General features: G+C 29.5%; 19 protein-coding genes. 1 reads left to right on the forward strand and 18 read right to left on the reverse strand.

Features of this window, described 5'->3' with window-relative positions; genetic code table 11:
- Positions 1 to 43 precede the first annotated feature (43 nt).
- The 15 genes from HBE96_RS04425 to gpr form a co-directional block, all read right to left on the reverse strand.
- Positions 44 to 490, reverse strand: a complete 447-nt coding sequence (locus tag HBE96_RS04425) for a GatB/YqeY domain-containing protein (RefSeq protein WP_169296627.1) — start codon at positions 488 to 490, stop codon at positions 44 to 46.
- Between the two features lie 27 nt (positions 491 to 517).
- Entirely contained in the window at positions 518 to 694 is a 177-nt protein-coding gene (gene rpsU / locus HBE96_RS04430) for a 30S ribosomal protein S21 (protein WP_007061146.1), read from the reverse strand.
- A gap of 127 nt (positions 695 to 821) precedes the next feature.
- Positions 822 to 1,166, reverse strand: coding sequence for a histidine triad nucleotide-binding protein (locus HBE96_RS04435; RefSeq protein WP_169296552.1), 345 nt, complete (start codon positions 1,164 to 1,166; stop codon positions 822 to 824).
- Between the two features lie 329 nt (positions 1,167 to 1,495).
- A complete protein-coding gene (mtaB, locus tag HBE96_RS04440; protein ID WP_169296553.1) occupies positions 1,496 to 2,794 on the reverse strand; it encodes a tRNA (N(6)-L-threonylcarbamoyladenosine(37)-C(2))-methylthiotransferase MtaB in 1,299 nt (432 codons plus the stop codon).
- 89 nt (positions 2,795 to 2,883) lie between these two features.
- Positions 2,884 to 3,630, reverse strand: coding sequence for a 16S rRNA (uracil(1498)-N(3))-methyltransferase (locus tag HBE96_RS04445; RefSeq protein WP_169296554.1), 747 nt, complete (start codon positions 3,628 to 3,630; stop codon positions 2,884 to 2,886).
- Between the two features lie 107 nt (positions 3,631 to 3,737).
- On the reverse strand, positions 3,738 to 4,673 hold the full coding sequence (gene prmA, locus HBE96_RS04450) for a 50S ribosomal protein L11 methyltransferase (RefSeq protein ID WP_169296555.1): 936 nt from the start codon (positions 4,671 to 4,673) through the stop codon (positions 3,738 to 3,740).
- A 448-nt stretch (positions 4,674 to 5,121) separates the two neighbouring features.
- On the reverse strand, positions 5,122 to 6,264 hold the full coding sequence (gene dnaJ, locus HBE96_RS04455; protein WP_169296556.1) for a molecular chaperone DnaJ: 1,143 nt from the start codon (positions 6,262 to 6,264) through the stop codon (positions 5,122 to 5,124).
- Between the two features lie 139 nt (positions 6,265 to 6,403).
- Complete coding sequence (gene dnaK, locus HBE96_RS04460) at positions 6,404 to 8,284, reverse strand: molecular chaperone DnaK (protein ID WP_169296557.1); 1,881 nt, start codon at positions 8,282 to 8,284, stop codon at positions 6,404 to 6,406.
- A gap of 68 nt (positions 8,285 to 8,352) precedes the next feature.
- Positions 8,353 to 8,988 (reverse strand): nucleotide exchange factor GrpE, encoded by a 636-nt coding sequence (grpE, locus tag HBE96_RS04465; RefSeq protein WP_169296558.1) that lies wholly within the window; start codon positions 8,986 to 8,988, stop codon positions 8,353 to 8,355.
- 59 nt (positions 8,989 to 9,047) lie between these two features.
- Complete coding sequence (hrcA, locus tag HBE96_RS04470) at positions 9,048 to 10,085, reverse strand: heat-inducible transcriptional repressor HrcA (protein WP_169296559.1); 1,038 nt, start codon at positions 10,083 to 10,085, stop codon at positions 9,048 to 9,050.
- Positions 10,086 to 10,345: 260 nt separating this feature from the next.
- The gene (gene hemW, locus HBE96_RS04475; RefSeq protein ID WP_169296560.1) at positions 10,346 to 11,497 is read right to left on the reverse strand and encodes a radical SAM family heme chaperone HemW; all 1,152 of its coding nucleotides are present in this window, start codon (positions 11,495 to 11,497) and stop codon (positions 10,346 to 10,348) included.
- Between the two features lie 90 nt (positions 11,498 to 11,587).
- Positions 11,588 to 13,396: a translation elongation factor 4 gene (gene lepA / locus HBE96_RS04480; protein ID WP_169296561.1), complete on the reverse strand. Its 1,809-nt coding sequence runs from the start codon at positions 13,394 to 13,396 to the stop codon at positions 11,588 to 11,590.
- Between the two features lie 140 nt (positions 13,397 to 13,536).
- Complete coding sequence (locus HBE96_RS04485; protein ID WP_206154829.1) at positions 13,537 to 13,887, reverse strand: hypothetical protein; 351 nt, start codon at positions 13,885 to 13,887, stop codon at positions 13,537 to 13,539.
- Between the two features lie 131 nt (positions 13,888 to 14,018).
- Complete coding sequence (locus HBE96_RS04490; RefSeq protein ID WP_425350702.1) at positions 14,019 to 15,101, reverse strand: stage II sporulation protein P; 1,083 nt, start codon at positions 15,099 to 15,101, stop codon at positions 14,019 to 14,021.
- A gap of 208 nt (positions 15,102 to 15,309) precedes the next feature.
- Positions 15,310 to 16,284 carry a GPR endopeptidase gene (gene gpr / locus HBE96_RS04495; RefSeq protein ID WP_169296562.1) on the reverse strand — a complete coding sequence of 325 codons (975 nt, stop codon included), beginning with the start codon at positions 16,282 to 16,284 and terminating at the stop codon, positions 15,310 to 15,312.
- Between the two features lie 386 nt (positions 16,285 to 16,670).
- Here gpr and rpsT point away from each other — a divergent pair, with 386 nt between their 5' ends.
- Positions 16,671 to 16,937, forward strand: coding sequence for a 30S ribosomal protein S20 (gene rpsT / locus HBE96_RS04500; RefSeq protein ID WP_169296563.1), 267 nt, complete (start codon positions 16,671 to 16,673; stop codon positions 16,935 to 16,937).
- A gap of 34 nt (positions 16,938 to 16,971) precedes the next feature.
- On the opposite strand, the gene holA is transcribed toward rpsT, so the two are convergent.
- The 3 genes from holA to HBE96_RS04515 all read right to left on the reverse strand — a co-directional run bounded on the left by holA (position 16,972) and on the right by HBE96_RS04515 (position 22,618).
- Positions 16,972 to 17,994 (reverse strand): DNA polymerase III subunit delta, encoded by a 1,023-nt coding sequence (holA, locus tag HBE96_RS04505; protein ID WP_169296564.1) that lies wholly within the window; start codon positions 17,992 to 17,994, stop codon positions 16,972 to 16,974.
- A 202-nt stretch (positions 17,995 to 18,196) separates the two neighbouring features.
- A complete protein-coding gene (locus HBE96_RS04510; RefSeq protein ID WP_169296565.1) occupies positions 18,197 to 19,975 on the reverse strand; it encodes a ComEC/Rec2 family competence protein in 1,779 nt (592 codons plus the stop codon).
- 45 nt (positions 19,976 to 20,020) lie between these two features.
- A complete protein-coding gene (locus HBE96_RS04515; RefSeq protein ID WP_169296566.1) occupies positions 20,021 to 22,618 on the reverse strand; it encodes a cation-translocating P-type ATPase in 2,598 nt (865 codons plus the stop codon).
- Between the last annotated feature and the right edge of the window lie 11 nt (positions 22,619 to 22,629).

The following is a 22,629-nucleotide window of genomic DNA, read 5'->3' on the forward strand; positions in this document are numbered from 1 at the left end:
TAATAAATGACAAAATAAAAAAGGTTGAGAAAATCTCAACCTTTTATTTATTTAAATATTGCTTTACAATTTGACTTACAATTTTACCGTCTGCTTTACCTTTTGTTTCCGGCATGATCAAAGCCATAACTTTTCCCATGTCCTTCATGCTACTTGCGCCTACTTGATCAACTGCTTTACGAACAATTTCGGAAATTTCCTCTTCGCTTAACTGCTGAGGAAGGTAACCTAACAAGATTTCTATTTCCTCATTTGTCTTATCAACTAAATCTTGCCTATTTCCTTTTTCGAATTCTAGTATAGCTTCACGCCTCTGTTTAACTTCTTTTGCTAAGATCTCAATAACTTGCTCATCAGTAAGTTTACTTCCATCTGTCTTTTCGACTAACAAAATAGCTGCTCTTGCCATACTTATTGTACCAGCTTTAAATTTATCTTTTGCTTTTAAAGCCTGTTTCCAATCTTCTTGTAGTCTTTCTTTAAGAGACATTAACTTAGTACCTTCTTTCAAAGAATTCTATTTAAACTTTCTCTTTCTTGCAGCTTCAGATTTCTTTTTTCTCTTTACGCTTGGTTTTTCATAATGTTCTCTCTTTCTTACTTCTGAAAGAACACCAGCTCTAGCACATTTTCTCTTAAATCTTCTTAATGCACTTTCTATAGTTTCGTTTTCTCCAACTTTTATTTCTGACATATTTTATCCCTCCCTCCGCTAGCTCAATTTAATTTAAAAAAATTAAACACAGCCAATGTAGGTTACATAGCACATGGTCTATTATACAACATAGATTTACCAACTGTCAATAACTTCGTTTAACATTTTAGCCTGGAGGCCACTGAAGTTTTCTTCCACCTAATACATGAAAATGAATATGTGATACTGACTGTCCTCCATCTTCTCCACAATTGCTAACTATTCTGTATCCTGTTTTATCTATACCTAACTTTTTAACTATTTCTTTTAATATAACAAATACATGGCCTATTATTTTTGAATCTTCATCTGTTAATTCATTTAGGCTGCTTATATGTTTTTTAGGTATTATTAGTATGTGAGCTGGCGCACCAGGACTTATATCTTTAAAGCTTAACACTATATCATCTTCATAAACCTTCTCGCAGGGTATCTCTCCCTTTATTATTTTACAAAAAATACATTCTTCCATGATTTCACCTCCTTTAAAATTGCTTACTATTAACTATAATATCTTAAATAAATATAAACTATATAAATTAAGTTTACTTGATAATATTCAATATTGAGTAAAAATATCCTTCTAAAAATAAACTTTTATTTACTCAACTTTTTCAGAGGACAGAATACAATTGACAGTGTAGGAGGATTTTTCTCCGTTACGCTAAAGTGAAACATTGTTGACTTGTATAAATTTAAAGATTCTTTAGCGTCAGCAAAACAAGTTTTAAAATAAATTAGTTTTCTGACATAAGAAGGAAAACCCACCTTCATTGTCCTCTAAAAAACGCTTCGCATTTTTTATATTTTCCCTTCTAATACTCCATTTTTAGTTTGTACAATTTGAGTCTTTTTAATACTTCCTGATACATCTTCCCCAGATTTTGACACCACTTTTATATAATTAGGAGTATATCCTTCATATAAATCTTCTGAGTTATTATATTTCTGTTCATATAAAACATCCATATAACTTCCCAAAAACCTTGTCATAAATTCATTTTCCATAACTTTATCTAAAGCTATAAGTTTGCTGCTTCTTTCTTCTTTAATATTGCCATCTACTGTATCTTTCATCTCTGCAGCTTTTGTTCCCTTTCTAGGACTATATTTAAACACATGGAATTTTGACAATTTTATTCTCTTTAAAAATTCATAAGTTGTATTAAATTCTTCTTCTGTTTCTCCAGGGAAACCAACAATAATATCTGTAGTTATTGATACATCTTTAATATTCAGCCTTAAATCCTCTACAATTTTCTCATATTCTTCAGCTGTATATCTTCTATTCATTCTTTTTAAAGTTTCATTACATCCACTTTGAAGCGAAAGATGAAAATGAGGACATAATTTTTTAAGAGAACTTATTCTTTCTATTACACCCTCTGTAAAAAATTGAGGATCAATAGAACCTATTCTAACTCTCTCTATTCCAGGAACTTCATCTATCTTTTCTAATATAGAAATTAGATTCCAATCGCCCTCTAAGTCAACTCCATAAGAGGCAGTATGTATTCCTGATAAAATTATTTCTTTAAATCCATGAGCTGCAAGCTCTTTAACTTCACTTATAACCTTTTCTGCTGGTTTGCTACATACTGCACCCCTTGCAAAAGGAATTAAACAATATGAACAAAATCTATTACACCCATCCTGTATTTTTAAGAATGCTCTAGTTTTATCCTGGTAGCTTTCTATGTTTAATTCTTCAAAAACATTATTTTTAAGTACTTCATTAACTTCTACTACTTGCTTTCTTTCTTCTTTTACTCTATTTACCCAATAAACTATTTCGCCCTTATTTCTAGTTCCAAGTACAACATCTACTCCATTAATTTGAGATACTTCTTCTGATGCAATTTGTGAATAACATCCTACAACAGCTATAACAGCAGCTTCATTTTCCCTTCTAGCCCTATGTATCATCTGTCTAGATTTTTTGTCGCCCATATTAGTTACTGTACATGTATTTATAACATATACATCAGCATATTCTTCAAAAGGCACTACTTTATATCCATCTTTTATAAATTTTTCTACCATAGCTTCTGTTTCATACTTATTAACTCTACAACCTAATGTAGCAAAAGCAACTTTCATTAAAATATTCCTCCTTTTAGGCGGAACACTGAGCAATTAAGATCACTCGCTCCCGCTGGTTAATTGCTCGTTAAAGCTCATTTGGGACTTTAACCTCCTATGTCTCCTAATTCATACATAAGTAAAGATATGCATACAAATCCCGCAGTTTCTGTTCTAAGTATTCTAGGACCTAATGTGACTATATGAGCTTCTAAATTCTTTAAAGTTTCTATTTCAGTTTCATCAAAGCCACCTTCTGGACCTATTATTACTGCTATTTTCTTTACGTCTCTTTTATTTATGTTCTCCACAACTTTTTTTATTCCATATCCCTCTGCGTTTTCATATGGTACTATAATTAAATCTATTTGCTTCAAAAACTCCAAAAGATTGTTGAATCCTATTGGAGTATTAATTTTAGGTACTAAGCTTCTCTTACTTTGCTTACAAGCTTCCAGTGCAATTCTGCACCATCTATCTACTTTTTTAAATTCTCCTAATTCACTTTTAACCACAACTCTTTCTGTAACTATAGGTGTTACCTCTTTAACACCTAATTCTGTGGCTTTTTGAACTATTAAATCCATCTTACTAGACTTTGGAAGTCCCTGAAATAAATAAATTTCTATGTTACTTTCATTATTAAGAGGAAGCTGTTTTATGATCTTTACAATAACCTGTTTTTTATTTATTTCATCTATTTCACCTAAAAATTCTTCGCCTTCGCAGTTATTTATATTAACGTTATCTCCAACCTGAAGCCTTAAAACTTTATATATATGTTTTACATCATCACCATCAATAAAAGCTCTATCATTATCTATATTAGCCTTATTAACAAAGAATTTATGCATAATACACCACCTTTTAAAATTATAAATCAAAACTCTAAAGAGAAAACAGTTCACTTTAAATCAAAGATTTAAGTTCTCTGCTTTTCAAACTAAGCAAGATTCATTTATTAAAGTTTAGCAACTATACATACCCATTCTCCATCAACATTTACTTCTTCAACATTAAATCCTGAGCTTTCTAATTTGTTTACAACATCATCTTTTCTATCATTTATTATTCCAGAACATATAAATCTTCCACCTGGAGCAATAAAGTCTTTTACCCCATCTGTGAGAAATATTATTACATCAGCAATAATATTAGCTATAACTATATCTGCTTTTCCTTCAACTACTTCCATAAGATTTCCATGAAGTATTTTTATATTATCAATATCATTATATTTAACATTTTCTGATGCAGATTTTACTGCTACAGGGTCTAAATCTACACCTATAACCTCTTTTGCTTTAAGCTTTGCAGCAGTTATAGCAAGTATACCTGAACCTGTTCCTATATCAAATATTTTTGATTCAGGTTTTACATATTTCTCTAGAGCCTTTATACACATTCTTGTAGTTTCATGAGTACCTGTTCCAAATGCCATTCCTGGATCAAGCTCTACAACTATTTCATCATCCTTTTTAGCATATTCTTCCCATATAGGCTTTACTACTACACGACTACCTACTTTAGTTGGCTTGTAATACTTCTTCCAATTATTTTCCCAATCTTCTTCATTTACTTTACATACTGTAATTAAGCCTTTACCTTTATCTATACCAAATTGTTCTAAATTATTAACACTATCTTTTATGTATTTTAAATACTCATCAAGTTTCTCATTCTGCTTATAATAACCTTTAATTATTGCGCCTTCTTTAATATCTAGTAGTGATTCATCAAAATAATCCCAATCTCCTGGATGCTTCTTTTTAAATTCTATATCTTCAGGATCTTCTATTGAAACTCCCTTAACTTCTGTATTATATAATATGCCTGTTACAGCTTCTACCGCTTCACTAGTAGTAACTATTGAAACTTCCATCCATTCTTTATCCATAAACAACCTCCGTAAAATTAATATTCTCACATACAAAGTTTTATCTTAATATAAGCAAATTGCAACACAACTTTTTCAGAGGACAGAGGACAATTGACAGAGGACAGTGAAGGAGGATTTTTTTTCGTTACACTACGAAAAATCTTTAATTAAATTTTTAATGACTCGTTTCGCTAAAGCGAAACATTGCTGATTTGTATAAATTTAAATATTCTTTTGCATTAGCAAAACAAGTTTTAAAACAAATTAGTTTTCTGACATAAGGAAGAAAACTCACCTTCACTGTCCTCTGTCCTCTGTCAAATGTCCTCTGAAAAAGTTGCGTCGCAATATTTTTATATTACGAATTACAACGCTAATATATTTATCACATCTACTTTATAATTATAGTCTTAATATGTCAACTATAAAAAACTTTGTTTCCCTAAATTAGAGAAACAAAGTTTTTTTATTTCAAATTATCTTTTAATTTGTCAATAAAAGACTTCTTATTATTTTTTCCTTCTGGCATTTCACCACTAGCTTCCATGTACATTAAAATGGCTTCCTTCTGCTTCTGATTTAAATTCTTAGGAATATCCACTACTACATTAACATATTGATCTCCTCTACCATGTCCATTAACTTTAGTTACGCCTTTGCCTTTCAATCTAAATACAGTTCCAGGCTGAGTTCCTGCTGGTACATCATATTTAACGTCTCCATCTATAGTAGGAACTTTTAGTTCTACACCTAAAGCAGCTTTAGCAAAACTTATATGAGTATCTATATAAATATCAAAGCCTTTTCTCTTAAATTTATCACTAGGCATTACCCTTATATTTATATATAAATCTCCTGATGGTCCACCATTATTTCCATGTTCTCCTTGACCTCTTATAGGCATTACATTACCAGTATCTACACCTGCTGGTACATTTATTTTTATTTTTCTCTGTTTTCTTGTCTTACCCTTACCCTTACATTCTGGACAAGGTTCTTTTATTATTTTTCCTTTACCACCACACTTATCACAAGTACTCATGCTAACAAAACTTCCTAATGCAGTGTTTCTTTGAACTCTCATTTGACCAGTTCCACCGCATTTGTCACAAGTATGTGCCTGGGTTCCTTCTTTAGCTCCTGTTCCATTACACTTTTCACAATTTTCGCTTCTTGTAATGTTTACTTGCTTCTCAACTCCAAAAACAGCCTCTTCAAAAGTTAAGTTTAAATTATACTCAAGATCAGCTCCTTTTTGAGGACCATTTCTCCTTTTTGAGCTTCCACCAAATCCTCCACCAAAGAAGGAATCAAATATGTCTCCGAAGCCTCCCATATCCGAGAAATCAAATCCTCCGAAACCGCCTTCAAATCCGCCAGCTCCATTAAAATCAGTAGTTCCATACTGATCATATTGAGCTTTTTTCTGTGGATCTGAAAGTACTTGATAAGCTTCATTTAATTCTTTGAATTTTTCTTCCGCTTCCTTATCACCAGGATTTCTATCTGGATGGTATTTTAGTGCTGATTTTCTAAACGCCTTTTTTATTTCATCTTCACTTGCACCTTTTTCAAGTCCAAGTACTTCGTAATAGTCCTTTTTTGCCATCCCTGTTTTTCACCACCTAATATAAAAATTAAAATTTTTCAACTATTTCAGTTACTCAAATTAAGGGAAGAGTATAACTCCTCCCTTAATTATCACAATTATATATTATACACTATATATATCTAATTAGTGAACATTTTTATTTGTCATCTTCAACTTTATAATCTGCATCTACTACATTATCATCATGCTTTGTTCCAGCATTATTTTGTCCTGCACCAGCTGCTCCTCCCATGTTGTTTGGATCAAATCCTGCACCTTGTGCTCCTGCTGCTCCTTGTGGATTTGCTGCTTGGTAAATTTTTGATGATACTGCATAGAAAGCTTGAGTTAAATCTTCAGTAGCTTTCTTTATAGCTTCTAAATCTTCTCCGTCTTTTACTGCATTAACAGCTTTAATTTTTTCTTCTATATTTGCTTTGTCTTCTGCTGATACTTTATCTCCAAGATCCTTTAATGTCTTTTCTGTCTGATAAACAGCCTGATCAGCATTATTCTTTGTTTCTATAGATTCTTTTCTCTTTTTATCTTCTTCAGCGAATTTTTCAGCATCTTTTACAGCCTTATCTATTTCATCATCACTTAAGTTAGTTGAAGCAGTAATTGTGATGTTTGCTTCTTTTCCTGTTCCCTTATCTTTTGCAGAAACATTAACTATACCATTAGCATCTATATCAAAAGTAACTTCTATTTGAGGGATTCCTCTTGGTGCTGGAGCTATACCTGAAAGTGTAAATCTTCCAAGAGTTTTGTTGTCAGCAGCCATTTGTCTTTCACCTTGAACTACATGTATTTCAACAGAAGTCTGTCCGTCTGCAGCTGTTGAGAATACCTGACTCTTTTTAGTTGGTATTGTAGTATTTCTTTCAATTAATGCAGTAGCAACTCCACCATATGTTTCAATACCAAGTGTTAATGGAGTAACATCTAGAAGTAATACATCTTTAACATCTCCAGTTAAAACTCCTGCTTGAATAGAAGCTCCTACAGCAACACATTCATCTGGGTTAACTCCCTTTGAAGGTTCTTTTCCAGTAAACTCTTTAACTGCTTCTTGAACTGCTGGTATTCTTGTAGATCCACCAACAAGTATAACTTTATTTACATCATTAATTGTAAGTCCAGCATCCTGAAGTGCTTTTTTCATTGGCTCTATTGTTCTTTGAACTAAATCATGAGTTAATTCATTAAATTTAGCTCTAGTTAAAGTCATATCTATGTGCTTTGGACCAGTTGCATCTGCTGTTATAAATGGAAGATTTATATTAGTTTGCATTGATGATGATAATTCAATTTTAGCTTTTTCAGCAGCTTCTTTTAATCTTTGTACAGCCATTTTATCATTTCTTAAATCTATTCCATTTTCAGCTTTGAATGTATCTGCTATATAATTCATTACTTTTTCATCGAAGTCATCTCCACCAAGTTTTGTATCTCCATTTGTTGATTTAACTTCAAATACACCATCACCAAGTTCTAGTATAGATACATCAAAAGTACCGCCACCTAAGTCATATACAAATATTTTCTGATTTGTATCCATCTTATCCATACCATAAGCAAGTGATGCTGCTGTTGGTTCGTTTATTATTCTTAATACTTCAAGTCCTGCTATTTTTCCAGCATCTTTTGTTGCCTGTCTTTGGCTATCATTAAAGTAAGCTGGAACTGTTATAACAGCTTGAGTAACTGTTTCACCAAGATAAGCTTCAGCATCAGCCTTTATTTTTTGAAGTACCATTGCTGATATTTCCTGTGGAGTATAATCTTTTCCATCTATATTTGTTTTATGGTTTGTTCCCATATGTCTCTTTATTGATATTATTGTTTTATCAGGATTTGTTATTGCCTGTCTTTTTGCTACCTGTCCTACTAATCTTTCACCATTTGCCTGGAATGAAACCACTGATGGAGTTGTTCTTGCTCCTTCTGAGTTTGTTATAACTACTGGTTCTCCACCTTCCATAACTGCTACACATGAATTTGTTGTTCCTAAATCGATTCCTATAACTTTTGACATATTAATTTACCTCCTAAAATATCAAATGAATTAACATTTTTTCTATGCTTATTGTTTTTATAATAAATTTAATTTGCAACTTTAACCATACTGTGTCTTAAAACTTTGTCTCCTCTTTTGTAACCCTTTTGGAATACTTCTACTACTTCATTTTTTCCATATTGTTCATCATCAATATGCATTACTGCATTGTGAACATTAGGATCAAATTCTCCCTCTGTATTAATTTCTTCTACCTCTAACTTTCCTAAGGCATCATTAAATTGTTTTATGGTCATTTCTATTCCTTTTTTCAAATCTTCTACATTGCCCTCTACAGTAATAGCTCTTTCAAGATTATCTAATACTGGCAGCATTTGTTTTAATATATCTTCACAGGCATTTGTATATATGCCTTCTTTTTCCTTTGCTGTTCTTTTTCTAAAGTTATCATATTCTGCTACTGTTCTTGCTAATCTATCTTTTAGTGCCTGACTTTCACTGTCTAACTTATTATTTTCTTTAACTAATTTTTCATTTTCACTTTTTAATCCATTAATTAAAGCTTCTGTTAATTTGGACTCATCTACTTCTGTATCTTGGTCATTTTCTTTATCTTCTATTCCACCCTCATCCATTTGGTCTTTTTCAACTTTTTCTTCCCCTATGTTTTCTTCAACTAATTCACTCTGCTCTTCCACTTTAACTTGTTGTTTCTTTGACATTTAAATAACTCCTCCAATCTAGCACTTTCTAAATTGCTATCTTATTTTTAAAACCCGTTTTATCTATCCTGGGGATACATGTGAGTTAAAATATAATTTAACTCCCTAACTACATTAGCCATTAAAGACATTATTTTTGAATAAGGCATTCTAGTTGGTCCAATTACTCCTATCTCACCCACGGGCCTTTCATTTATACTGTAAATTGCTGAAATTACACTGCACTGTTCTGCACCTTCTACAAAGTTCTCAGTACCTATTTTTACAGAGATACCAGAATTACTATCTAAAAGGCCACTTATTTTATCCTTATTATCTAATAAAGACAAAAACTCCCGTGCTCTTTCTATATCCTTATACTCAGGATAATTAAATATATTAGTTGAACCTTCTGTATAAATTTCAGACTTATCAACTGCACTTAAACTCTCATATAATACGGGAATTATAGCATTGAATATATCTTCATATCCTTCTAAATCTCTTTTTAGATTATTTATAACTTCTAAATTTATCTGATCACAATTTAAATTTTTTAATCTAGCATTTAATATATTGCTCAGCTTTGTTAAAACTTCTAAACTAACACTTTTTCCTATTCTTATTACATTATTCTTTATAATTCCGTTGTCTGTCATTATTAACAATAATATATTATTAATATCAATACTTAAAAGTTGAACACATTTTATAGAACTTTTACCCACAGAAGGAGCTTTTACTACACAGGCCATTTTTGTTAATTCAGATAGAATAGAAGTAGCCTGTTTTAATATCCTATCTACCTCAAATAATGCTGAATTTAAAATGTGTGTTTTTATCATATATTCTTCTTCAGGTGTCACATCAGGTATTTGCATAAGCTTATCTACGTAAAGTCTATATCCTTTGTCTGAAGGTTTTCTTCCAGAAGAACTATGAAGCTGCTCGAGGTATCCCATTTCTTCAAGATCTGCCATTTCATTTCTGATAGTAGCAGAACTTACACCTAGATCATATTTTTTTGCTATGGTTCTGGACCCTACAGGCTCAGCGGTATTTATGTAATCATTTATTATTGCCTGAAGTATTTTTATCTTCCTTCCATCCATTTCCATAATCTCACCTCTTTATTAGCACTCGACGTTGTTGAGTGCTAATAACTATGATTAAAAAATAGCACTCATGATTTTATTTGTCAACACTACATAATTAACTTTATTTGTTCAAATAAACTTATAGATACATTTAAATTAGCTACATATTAAAATTTCTCTGTTTTTCTAACGAAATCTATTAAAGTCTTTAAATTAAGTATGTGAAAGAAAATACTAAGTGAAAAATATTAATATATTGACTGTTTATTTTTTAATATGTCCTAGGTTAATATAAAGTCACACATCACACTGTTAGACACTTCTATACCTCTTTCACTTAAAAATAAATTATCGTCTTTATGTATAATAATGCCATTATCTGTATACTTTTTTATAATACCTCCATATACATTAAAAATATCTTCTCCAAATCTTCTTTTAAATTCCATTATGGATATTCCAGATATTTTTCTAAGCCCCATAAACATAAACTCTTCCATGTTATCTTCTATAGAGTTTATATGTTCATCTAGTTTTAAGTTATTATTCTCTTCCACAGTCTTAATATATTCTTCAATATTTTCATTTTTTCTATATCTTAAATCATCTATGTAAGAATGAGCTCCTGATCCACAGCCCACATATTCTTCTAAATTCCAGTAAATTAAATTATGTCTGCATTCCTTTCCTGGTTTTGAAAAATTAGATATCTCATATTGTTCATATCCTCTGCTTTTTAAAAACTTTATGCCATAGTTATACATTTTTCTTTCGAGCTCTTCTTCCGGCAAAATTAGCTTTTCTTTTTCATACATAGAATTAAAAGGTGTTCCTTCCTCAATTATAAGACTATAGCAGGATATATGTTCTGGATTTAACCCTATTACTTTATCTAAAGTTTCTTTCCAATTCTCCTTACTTTGATCTGGAAGTCCAAACATCAAATCCACATTTATATTTTTAAATCCTACGTTTCTCGCCATTTTATAGCTTTTTACAAAATCATCTGCAGTATGAATTCTGCCTAATTTCTTTAATATATTATTTTGCCATGCCTGAAGCCCTATACTAAGCCTATTAACTCCCATTTCTTTTAAAAATTTTAGTTTTTCTTCTGTAAAAGTTCCTGGATTTCCTTCTACAGTAAATTCTAAATCATGAGCTTTATTTAATTTGTTAATAGCTTTACTTATATTATCCCATGCTTCTAATGACAAATAGGTGGGAGTTCCCCCACCTATAAATATAGTCTTTATAGTTCTTTCAGAATAATATTCTATGTCTTTTGCTAATGCCCTGGAATAATCTATCATAAGATTTTCCTTACTGGCAAAGGACGGAAAGTCACAATACAAACATTTTTGTTTACAAAAAGGAATATGAATATATAAAGCTATTTCTTTACTTTTACAGATATTTTTATTTTTTATCATAAAATTACAACACCTTTTTATATTTAAAAATTCATTTAGGCATATGAAAGAAAGTAGACTAGCTAACTTTCTAATCATTTTTAACATGCCTTATTCATCTGTTTTAAGTACTGCCATAAATGCTTCCTGTGGAACTTCTACACTTCCAACCTGTCTCATTCTCTTCTTTCCTTCTTTTTGCTTTTCAAGTAACTTTTTCTTTCTAGATATATCTCCACCATAACACTTCGCTAAAACATCTTTTCTCATAGCTTTAATTGTTTCTCTTGCTATAACCTTACCACCTACTGCAGCTTGAATTGGTATTTCAAACATCTGTCTTGGTATTATCTCTTTTAGCTTTTCTGCTATGCCTCTTCCCTTAGCATATGCTCTTTCTTCTGGAACTATCATAGATAATGCATCTACTATTTCTGCGTTTAAAAGAATATCTAATTTAACTAATTTAGCATCCTTATATCCTATTAATTCATAATCTAAAGATGCATATCCTCTAGTTCTTGATTTTAATGCATCAAAGAAGTCATATATTATTTCATTTAAAGGTATTTCATAATTTAAAGATACTCTTGTAGTTTCTATATACTGCATATCTTTAAATGTTCCACGCCTATTTTGAGCAAGTTCCATAACAGCTCCAACATAATCTGATGGTGTTATTATAGATGCTTTTACTATAGGTTCTTCCATATACTTTATTTCTGAAACATCTGGAAGATTTGTAGGATTAGTAAGTTCTATAAGCTCCCCATCAGTTTTCCATATTTTATATATAACCGATGGTGCTGTAGTTATAATATCTAAATTAAATTCTCTTTCTATTCTTTCCTGTATTACATCCATATGAAGAAGTCCTAAGAATCCACATCTAAATCCAAATCCTAAAGCAATTGAAGTTTCTGGTTCAAAGGATAATGCAGCATCATTTACCTGTAACTTTTCAAGTGCCTCTTTTAGTTCTCCATACTTTGCTCCATCTACAGGATAAATACCACTATACACCATAGGTATTGCTGGTCTATATCCTGGTAATGCTTCTTTAGCTGGTCTATCTGCTTCCGTTACTGTATCTCCTACACGAGCGTCTCTAACATTTTTAATAGATGCTGTAAAATATCCAACATCTCCTGCTCTTAATTCATTAACAGGCATATATCTAGGTACAAATACCCCTGTTTCAATTACTTCATATACTTTTCCCGTAACCATAAGTTTTATTTTTGTACCTGGTTTTATAGTTCCTTCTTTTACTCTTATATGACACACTACTCCTCTATAACTGTCATAAGAAGAATCAAATATAAGTGCTCTTAAAGGAGCATCTTCATCACCCTGTGGTGATGGCATTTTTTCTACTATAGCTTCCAATACATCTTCTATATTAAGGCCTGTCTTTGCTGATACTAAAGGTGCATCTGATGCCTCAATTCCTATTACGTCCTCTATTTCCTGCTTAACTTCATCCGCTCTAGAACTAGGTAAATCTATTTTATTTATTACTGGAACAATTTCTAAATCGTGATCTAATGCTAAATAGCAATTTGCTAAAGTTTGCGCTTGTATACCCTGAGTAGCATCCACAACAAGTATAGCACCCTCACATGCAGCCAAACTTCTGGATACTTCATAGTTAAAATCTACATGTCCAGGAGTATCTATAAGATTAAAGATGTATTCTTTTCCATCATCTCTTTTATAAACAAGTCTTACAGCCTGTGATTTTATTGTTATTCCTCTTTCTTTTTCAAGTTCCATATTATCAAGAACCTGTTCATCCATTTCTCTTTTTGTAAGGGTTCCTGTTTTTTCTATCAATCTATCAGCAAGTGTTGACTTACCATGATCTATATGGGCAACTATAGAGAAATTTCTTATATATTTTTGTCTTTCGCTCTGCATAATCCTTTCCCCTCCACTTATAATTTACAATTTAAAAGATTTGCATCTTATTGCAAATCTTATTGTGTACTTTTAATATAAATAATCATAGTAAATTATAACACAACAACAATATACTTAAAAGTAGATTATATATACCTTTATTTAACTTTATGTTGTATAGTACTGCTTACTTTTTCTTCAACATATTTAAATACACTGGAAGTTTTATTTACCATGCTAGATGTACTATTAGAAATTTTCTTTTCCATATTAACAACAATTTTGCCCGAACTGTTTTTTATATTTGTAATTACCTTTGAATTTATGTACAAAGAATATTCACCTACTTCAAATCTAAAGTCAAAAGGTTTTAATGAATAATTCACTTTAAAACCTGATTTTTCTTTAATGAACTTTGGTAAATTACCACTAATAATAATTACTCCATAAATTGATATAAAAAAACTTATAATTATAATGGCAATTAACTTTTTATTTCCTTTCTTCATATATAAAAACACCCCTAAATAAAATTGATAATTTGAAGTTTAGTATATTTTTAATATAAAACCTTCAACTATCCTATTATTTAAGGATGTACCTTTTTCTAATTTTTATTCAATTTTAACATATGCCCACTTTATTTTTTGTTAATACACTCTGCTATTACTCTAGCAAGATATTTAGCTGAGGCTTTTGCTTCATCAGTAGTATTTATATCCGCACCTATCTCTATAAGTACTGCATTATTACTTTTATCCTGATTAAAATATCTTGTTCCATAGTTATAGTAACATACTCCTTTACAAAAACCTGGGAATAACTTATCTGAAGTTTGTATTATTTTATTTGCTAGGGCCATGTTTTTATCAAAATGTGGATTTTTTCTAGCCATAACAAGCATAAACTTAGCTACATTTTCTCCGTTCATTTTAATAGTAACAGCTTGCTTGTTCTCTACCGAATCTCTGTGTAAATCTATTACCAGTTTAAAATCATTATATTGTTTTAAATATTTATCTACTGTTACAGATGATCTTGCATAACTTTGCGTATAAGCTTCTGCATCATGTACTGTTTTATCATTTATACCGGAAATCCCGTAGTTTTTCTGAAGCTCATTTACTAAAGCATCTCCTACTGCACAGACATTCTGAGAATTATCAAAATTGATAGCATTGCCTGGTTTGTAGCTTTCTGTAGTATGGGTATGATATATAAATACTTCTGGTTTGCTAGTATTTAAACTTTTTTTAAGTTTTGGATCATAAACATTTACTGCTTTATTTTCTAAATTTAAATTTTCACCGGAATTATCATTTGATTTTGTGTTCTCTTTTGAAATCTGTTTTTCGTCCAATTTAAAGTGATTAAAACTTACATTTCCATCATTCTTTGAACTATCATTATCCAAATTCATATAAGATATTTCTTTAGATAAAATGGACATAGGACTATTGGTTTTTAATCCAATCATATTTAGTGCTGATTCTTTTAAATGAAACCTATTTTCTGCCATGTCATCTTCACTAAATGAAGTAGCCTTTACTGCTGGCATAGTAAAATTTAAAATCTGTACATAAAGTAAATTTCTTTTTACACTACTGCTATAAGAATTAGCTTTAGCTACAAAAGGTAATACAATAATAATTATTAAACTCATCATTATAATGTAAAACTTTAACGCTAAATTATTTTTTAAATTATCTCTTCTGTATCCCACAAATTACACCACTATGAAAATCTTCAAAGCAGCTTTTCCCCCCTCTCATATAAACTACTATATGACTTGCATTCACAAACAGCTATTATCTATATCACAATAAATATATTGAAAAGCCTTTTACTACTGCATATAACATAGTTTCTATCTTCTCCTTTGTAAACACAATTCCATATTAAATTTATATGGCCCATTTCTAAATTTATAACTAATTTAAAAATTTATTTATATCCTCCAAGTTTAAAGCTGGTTGAAGAGCTATATTTATTCCATTAGCTATTACCTTAGAAACAGAATCTATAACCAAATCTACTTCTTTAGGTGTTACCATTAAATTTCCTACATAAGGGTCTAAAATATTCTGAATCATTTTTTGCTTTTCATCCTTATCTACAGATTTAAGCATATTATAAAATTTACTGTCTTTTTCTGATTCTTGTATCATCTGGTCTAACACCATATCAATGGTATCATTGGCCATAGTAGCAGCATCTACAACTGTAGGAACACCTACTGCTATTACTGGCACTCCTAAAACACCTTCGCTTATTTCCATCCTCTTGTTTCCTACTCCTGATCCTGGGGATATTCCTGTATCTCCTATTTGGATTGTTGAATTTACCCTATCCATTTTTCTTGAAGCTAAAGCATCTATACATATTATTAAATTTGGTTTTACCTTTTCCACTACACCTTTTATAATCTCTCCTGTTTCTATTCCTGTAAGACCTAAAACTCCTGGGGCTATAGCACATACAGGTCGTATACCCTCATCTATTTTATCTGGTACTAATTGTTTTAAATGTCTTGTAACCATCAGCTTAGATACTACCTTAGGTCCTAAAGCATCAGGGGTTATATTCCAATTTCCAAGTCCCACTACCAAAGCAGTCATACTATCCTCAATATTCACCATTTCAGACAAAGTTTTACCAAGGACTTCACTAACCTGATCCATGGTCTCTGCATCATAATGAGTAAACTTTGGCATATCTATAGTTACATATGTACCCTTAGGTTTTCCCATCATTCTCTCCCCTACGTCATTAACAACCTTAACTATAGTAGTTTTTATATCATCTACATACTCTTCTTCTACTTCCACTCCCGACATTTCACCATTATTCTCTTGTTTATAAATTTCTTTAGCTTCAACAGCTAAATCAGTTCTTATATTAAACATAATGTCACTTCCTTAAATAAATTTTCTATTATGTTTTCCATAAACCAATATACATATTCTAACTTTACGTAAGGTATAATAAAAGTTTTGATTTTACAATTTGTATTGTTATCAAATAGATAAAATTGCAGATGTTATATGTGATCTTGTAGAAACAAATAAAGGAATAGTATTTTAACATAACCCAAAATGGAAATTGAAATACATATTGTAATTTTAAGCAAGATGTTATACCAAAATATTACATTTTTAAGCTTGCATAGTAAAAAAATACTTGAAGTGCTTAAAATTTAATGATATAATATCATTTGTTGAATAAACGAAAACTCACTAGCAAATTTCCCCAGAGCTGTTGAGGCCCTATAAAAATACAAGGGGGTGAAAATATGGCAAATATTAAATCTGCAAAGAAAAGAATAAAAGTTATAGAAACTAAAACTCTTAGAAACAGAATGATTAAATCTGCGTTAAAAACTACTATAAAGAAGTTTGAAGTTGCTATAGCTGAAGGAAATGCTGAAGAAGCAAAAACTACTTTTGCGGGTGCTGTTAAAGCATTAGATATGGCTGCTTCAAAGGGAGTAGTACATAAGAACAAAGCAGCAAGAAGTAAATCAAGATTATCAGCAAAATTAAAAAGTTTAACTGCTTAATAATAAACCGGTTCTTTAAACCGGTTTTTTATTTTTATCCTGTAATAGTGTTTATTATAAGTAACTCTATTTCAGTTTTTTGATTTATAGTAGAACTTTTTATTTTCTGTTCTGCATCTAAACATAACTGCAGTGCTCTCTTTAATTGTTTTAGTGTGAACCTTTTACTTTGTCCTATAATTATATCACATGCATAATCTGACCTTATATTAAGTTCTTTCATAATATCCTGTTTACTTTTCTTATTTTCTAGTAATAATCTCACTCTAAATAGACGATTAAATTGTCTTTCTATCATATTTAATATATAAGGTATCTTTTCACCTCTATATATAAGCTCATTTAACACTTCAACAGATTCTTTTACATTCTTTTGAGATATTGGATTTATCAAATCAAAAATATCATCATCATTATTTTTTAGAAATAACTCCTTTATATCCTCTTTTGATATTGATTCATTACAGGTATAGCAGCATAGCTTTTCAATTTCATTCTCGATAATACTTAAGTTATTTTCATTCATAAGACTAGAAAAAGCTCTAAGTTCGACTTTTCCAATTTGTTTACCTTTTGCTTCAAAAAAACCTTTTATTTTTGTCTCAAGCTGCTGTCCTTTTATCTTATCAGCCTTTACTACACATAACTTTTTATCTAACTTATATATATTTTTTCCAGGCTTATCTCTTTTACTTTTAAAAACATCATAAAATATAAGTATACAGGAATTGGGTAATTTAGGTATGTACTCATAAACCTTTTTTAAATTACTATCATTTTTATCATCTTGAAAAAAATTAGCTCTATATACTAATACTACTTTTTTATCACTCATAAATGGTAGTGTTTCACAAGCATTAATAACAGGATCAAAACTTTCTAGTAGGCTGCCATCAAATTTAACATAATTTAAATCCATAAAGTTTTTATCTATAACTTTATTTATTATAGAATTTATTCCATCCTTCATAAGCTGTTCATCTATACCACAAAACAAGTAGCAGTTGTCTATAATATTTTTTTTAATATTTTCATTAAATGTAAATATATCAATCAAAAAATTTTCCTCCATCCTTATTTCTAATTTAAAAAAATTAATAATTAAGAATTAATAGTGAAAGATGATTTTTAGCTGTCTCAAAAAATCTTTAAATTTATATAAATAAGAGATCAACAATGTTCTGCTTTAGCAAGACGAGCCTTCAAGAATTTAATCAAAGATTTTTTTGTAGTATAACAGAAAAAATCCACATTAACTATTAATTTACTTTATATATTCCGTTAAATATTATAGCATATAAAGTGTACTTTTCCTCATTCCTATAGCCGGAATATTTTCCATTATCTTTTAAATGACCTGGCAAAAATTCTACTTTATTATAGTATTTCAAAATTGCTCTATCGTGTTTTTGACACTCATGACTTAATAAAGCAAACTTACACTTACCATTATAAATACACACATTTATAGAATCATTTTTATAACACGGCATAGTTTTTATATATAATTTATTATTTAATTTTACTATTCTACTTCCTTCAATGGTATTAATAACTTTATTTACATTCATTTGTTCTTTTAAATTTATAATGTCTTTGACATACCTTTCATCATAATTACATATCATTGTACTCTCTCTTTTATATTTTACAATAACTGCTTCAGCATTTTGAAAATTTATATAATATATTTTAGGAATAAAATCATAGTTTTGAAAAACCATGGGTATAAGTAATAAAAACGGCATATACTTATATTTTCTATATCCATGTTTATATAATAAACAGCTTATAAATATTAGTGTTAACACTATACCATCTAAATAAGTTAAGTTGGTTACTTCAGGACATGTTTTTAAAATCAAATAATTTGCTCCATCTAAAGCAATCATTATAAAATTAAGAATTTTACACATAAATTCAAACATTATTTTAGAACCACATACAAGAAGAACCAGGTTGCCTAAAATAACTATAATAGAATACATAGGCAGTAAAAGCAAATTTCCAATTATAAAACCTGGACTAAAACTTTTTATGGTAAAAGCTATATATGGAACAGAAAATATTTGAGAACTCAAGGTTACACTTAAACTTTCATTTAACTTTTGTGGTATTTTATATAAAACTCTAGAAATCTTTTTATAATATAAAAGTATACCTAAAGTAGCTAAAAAAGATAGCATAAACCCTATGTCAGTTATATAATAAGGTTTTATTAAAAGTAAAATCAAAGCTGCTAAACTTAAAGAAGATATACTATCATAATTTTTGAATAATATCTTTGAAAGCTTAAATATTAATATCATAACAAAAGATCTTATAGTAGCAGGCTGCAGTCCTGTAAACAAAACATATACAAAAGAAACTAGTATTGCCAGCTTTAATCCTACAATTTTCTCCATTACCTTATATATTATTGCAATGTGAAATCCTGATACACTAACTGCATGAATAACACCTAACTTTTGAAATTCACTTTTAGAATCCTTAGATAGGTATTGTGTATCTCCATAACAAAGAGACATTATTATAGCTGCTTTATCTTCTCCTAAACTCTGCCTTAATTGCAAATAAATATTTCTTTTTATTTCATACAAATAAAAAATCCAATCCTTCTTACAACACTTGTAATTCTTTATTTTGTATACTCCAACTATTCCTCTTTCTAAATCCATTTCCTTTTGAAGTTTCCCATGAGCACTAATCTTTTCCCCTTCCTGGAATTTAGCTATATTTCCCTTTAATATTAATTTTCTTCCTTTATAATTTGCTAAATAGTAATAACCTTTTCTTTCAATTATCCTTACATTCACATTTTCGGGAACTTGAATATAAAAATACATCATGAAGCTTAAAACTCCGGTAAAAAAGAATGCTATGTTTATATAAAAGAACTTTCTATCTATATTTAAAAAAAGTATAACAAAAAGGGATGCAGTAATAACTGCACCCGCAATAACACTCTTAAATAACATTAAAGCAGAAAGGCATCCTATAAACAATGAAATGGCATAGTACACTAATGGTTTTTTCATTATTTATCCCCTCCTACTACTAATCTTATCCAGGTAGTAGAAGATTTAATCATATATCTCTTCTTTATCAAATTTTTTAAATAGGCATATTATAAAACAAATACCTATAAATATACCTATTGTTCTTAAATAATTAAGATTAAATATAACATTAAAACCTGAAATAAAGTATAAAATGATCCATTGTATAATAAAGCTTATAAATATAACAAAATTTGAAAATGCATTTTTAAAAAATAATTTATTTGAAAAACTATAAGTAAATATTATAGAATTTAAATTTAATACACCAATAGACAACGCTTGTGCAAATATTATTCCTTTGCTATACCCTAATTGAAATGCTATAAAAGCAGCTATTCCCATTAAAGCAGCATTAGATATTATAAAGAACTTATTATCTTTTACAATATCCTTATCTATTATGTAACTATCACATTCTCTTTTTTCATTCTTGTATTGATATGTAATAGCTATACATGATAATACCATTACTAAACAACTAAATATTAATCCTTCCTGCATCATGAAGGGAAGTTCTTTCTTATAAAGATGCATCATACAAACAAAGATAAACATAGCCGCACTATTAGTAATAATATATAAAATTACCTTTTTTATTACACTTATTATCTTTCTGCTATCCTCAATAGAATTTAAAATTTGTAAAAAGTTAATATCCTTAACAACTATATCAGATAGTTTTTTTACTATATTACTGCTTGATGTAGTAATTCCTACATCTGAAACTCTTAAAGCAGGTAAATCTGTTAACTTTGCTCCCGTAATAGCTGTAGTGTAGCCATACTCCTTTAAGTTTCTTATTATTTTAACTTTATGTCTTGAATCTATTCTTGAAAAAATATTTATTTTATCCCCAACTCTTTTAAATTCTTCATCAGGCATGTTATCAATTTCAACACCAGATAAGATCTGCTGCAGATTAGATATTGTTTCTAATTTCTTTCCTAATGCAAATGCTGTAAGTTTATTATCATCTGTAATTATAATAGGTTTAATATTTAAAAAGCTGCTTTTTTCTATTGCCTCTAAAGCATCCTCTCTTATAATATTTTCAAACCCAAACAATCCTGCAAAAACCAAATGACTTTCTATGTTTTCATTTAAACTTGGTTCATAGATGAAATTTCTATAGGCCACAGCAATAACTGATAGACATTCATTAGACATGTTTATATCTGCTTGCTTTATTTTTTCTATATCCTCTTCTGTTATTTCTGCCTCTAATCCATCCTTCATAATATAAGTACATCTAGATAATATAGAATCTACTGCACCTTTAATATTAGCTCTATAATTTTCATCCACAACATTTATAGTTGTCATCATTCTTCTTTCTGTGTCAAAAGATATTTGTTTAACTCTTTCGTGCTTTCTTTCTAAATCTCTTTTATCTATTCCATTTTCTCTTGCAAATTTTACTAAGGCTATTTCCATTAAATCATCCTTAGAATTTACTAACTTTCCTCCACTACTTTTAGTGTCATTACAAAGTAACCCTATATTAGTCATTCTGTACATGTTTACATCTTTATCTTCAGATATACCCTGTTTTAATTCCTCTCCTATTGCATCAATTAAAACTTCATCAGAATATATTTTTGCAACTTTCATCTTATTGCTGGAAAAAGCACCTATTTTATCTGTACAAATAACAGAAACCTGCGATAACTTTTCCATAACAGATAAGTTTTTAAACTCTATAGATTGTTTTTTTGCTATCCCCAGTAAAATAATAGATACAATAGACATAATAACTATCATTGTTTGAGGTATAGAATTTAATAGCATAGTTGAAAAAAACTTAATTAAATATTTCACATTTTGTTTCTGAAAAAAATCAATGCCTAATATCATAATTAAAGGTATCAACATATATAAAGTAAATAAATTTAATATACCATTAACCCTTTCATTAAAGGATTTGCCATTTTCTTTTTCTCCAAGAAATAATTTAATTATATTAGATATTTGAGTATTCATACCGGTGGCAATTACTATACCTGTACCACTTCCATCAGTCACATAAGATGATTTGAAAAGTATATTTTTCATATCCGATAATTTTAACTCTTTATCTATTATTTTCGTTTCATATTTTTCTGATATGAAATTTTTTCCTGTGACGGAACTTTCATTAACTTTTAAATCATCACTTTCAATAACTCTTAAGTCTGCTTTTATAGAGTCTCCTTTACCTACTATTAAAATATCACCAACTACTAATTGTTCTGCAGGTATTTTAAGGGTTCTTCCTTCTCTAACAACTCTAGCTAAGCCCATATTTAACTTCTGCAGTGTTTTTAATTTTTTTCCTTCGTTATATTCACTTAACACAACAAATAAGAAATTAACTATAATTATAAAAAAACCTACACCAGCTGGAACATATTGACCTAAATAAATAAATGCCGCAGAAACTATAATTAAAATTATCATCCAGAAATTTTTAATTTGGTTTTTAATTAACTTCCCTAATGTGGGCGGCTTAGGTACTGCTATTTTATTACTTCCATATTTATCTCTATGAGGTTTTATTTGTTCCTCATCCAATCCTGAATACATATTGCTTTCCAAAGTTTTAACAACTTCAGTCCAAGGCTTATCATACCATTCAATCATAAGTTTTCACC

The sequence above is a fragment of the Clostridium muellerianum genome, from assembly GCF_012926525.1.
Taxonomy (GTDB): Bacteria; Bacillota; Clostridia; order Clostridiales; family Clostridiaceae; genus Clostridium_AM; species Clostridium_AM muellerianum.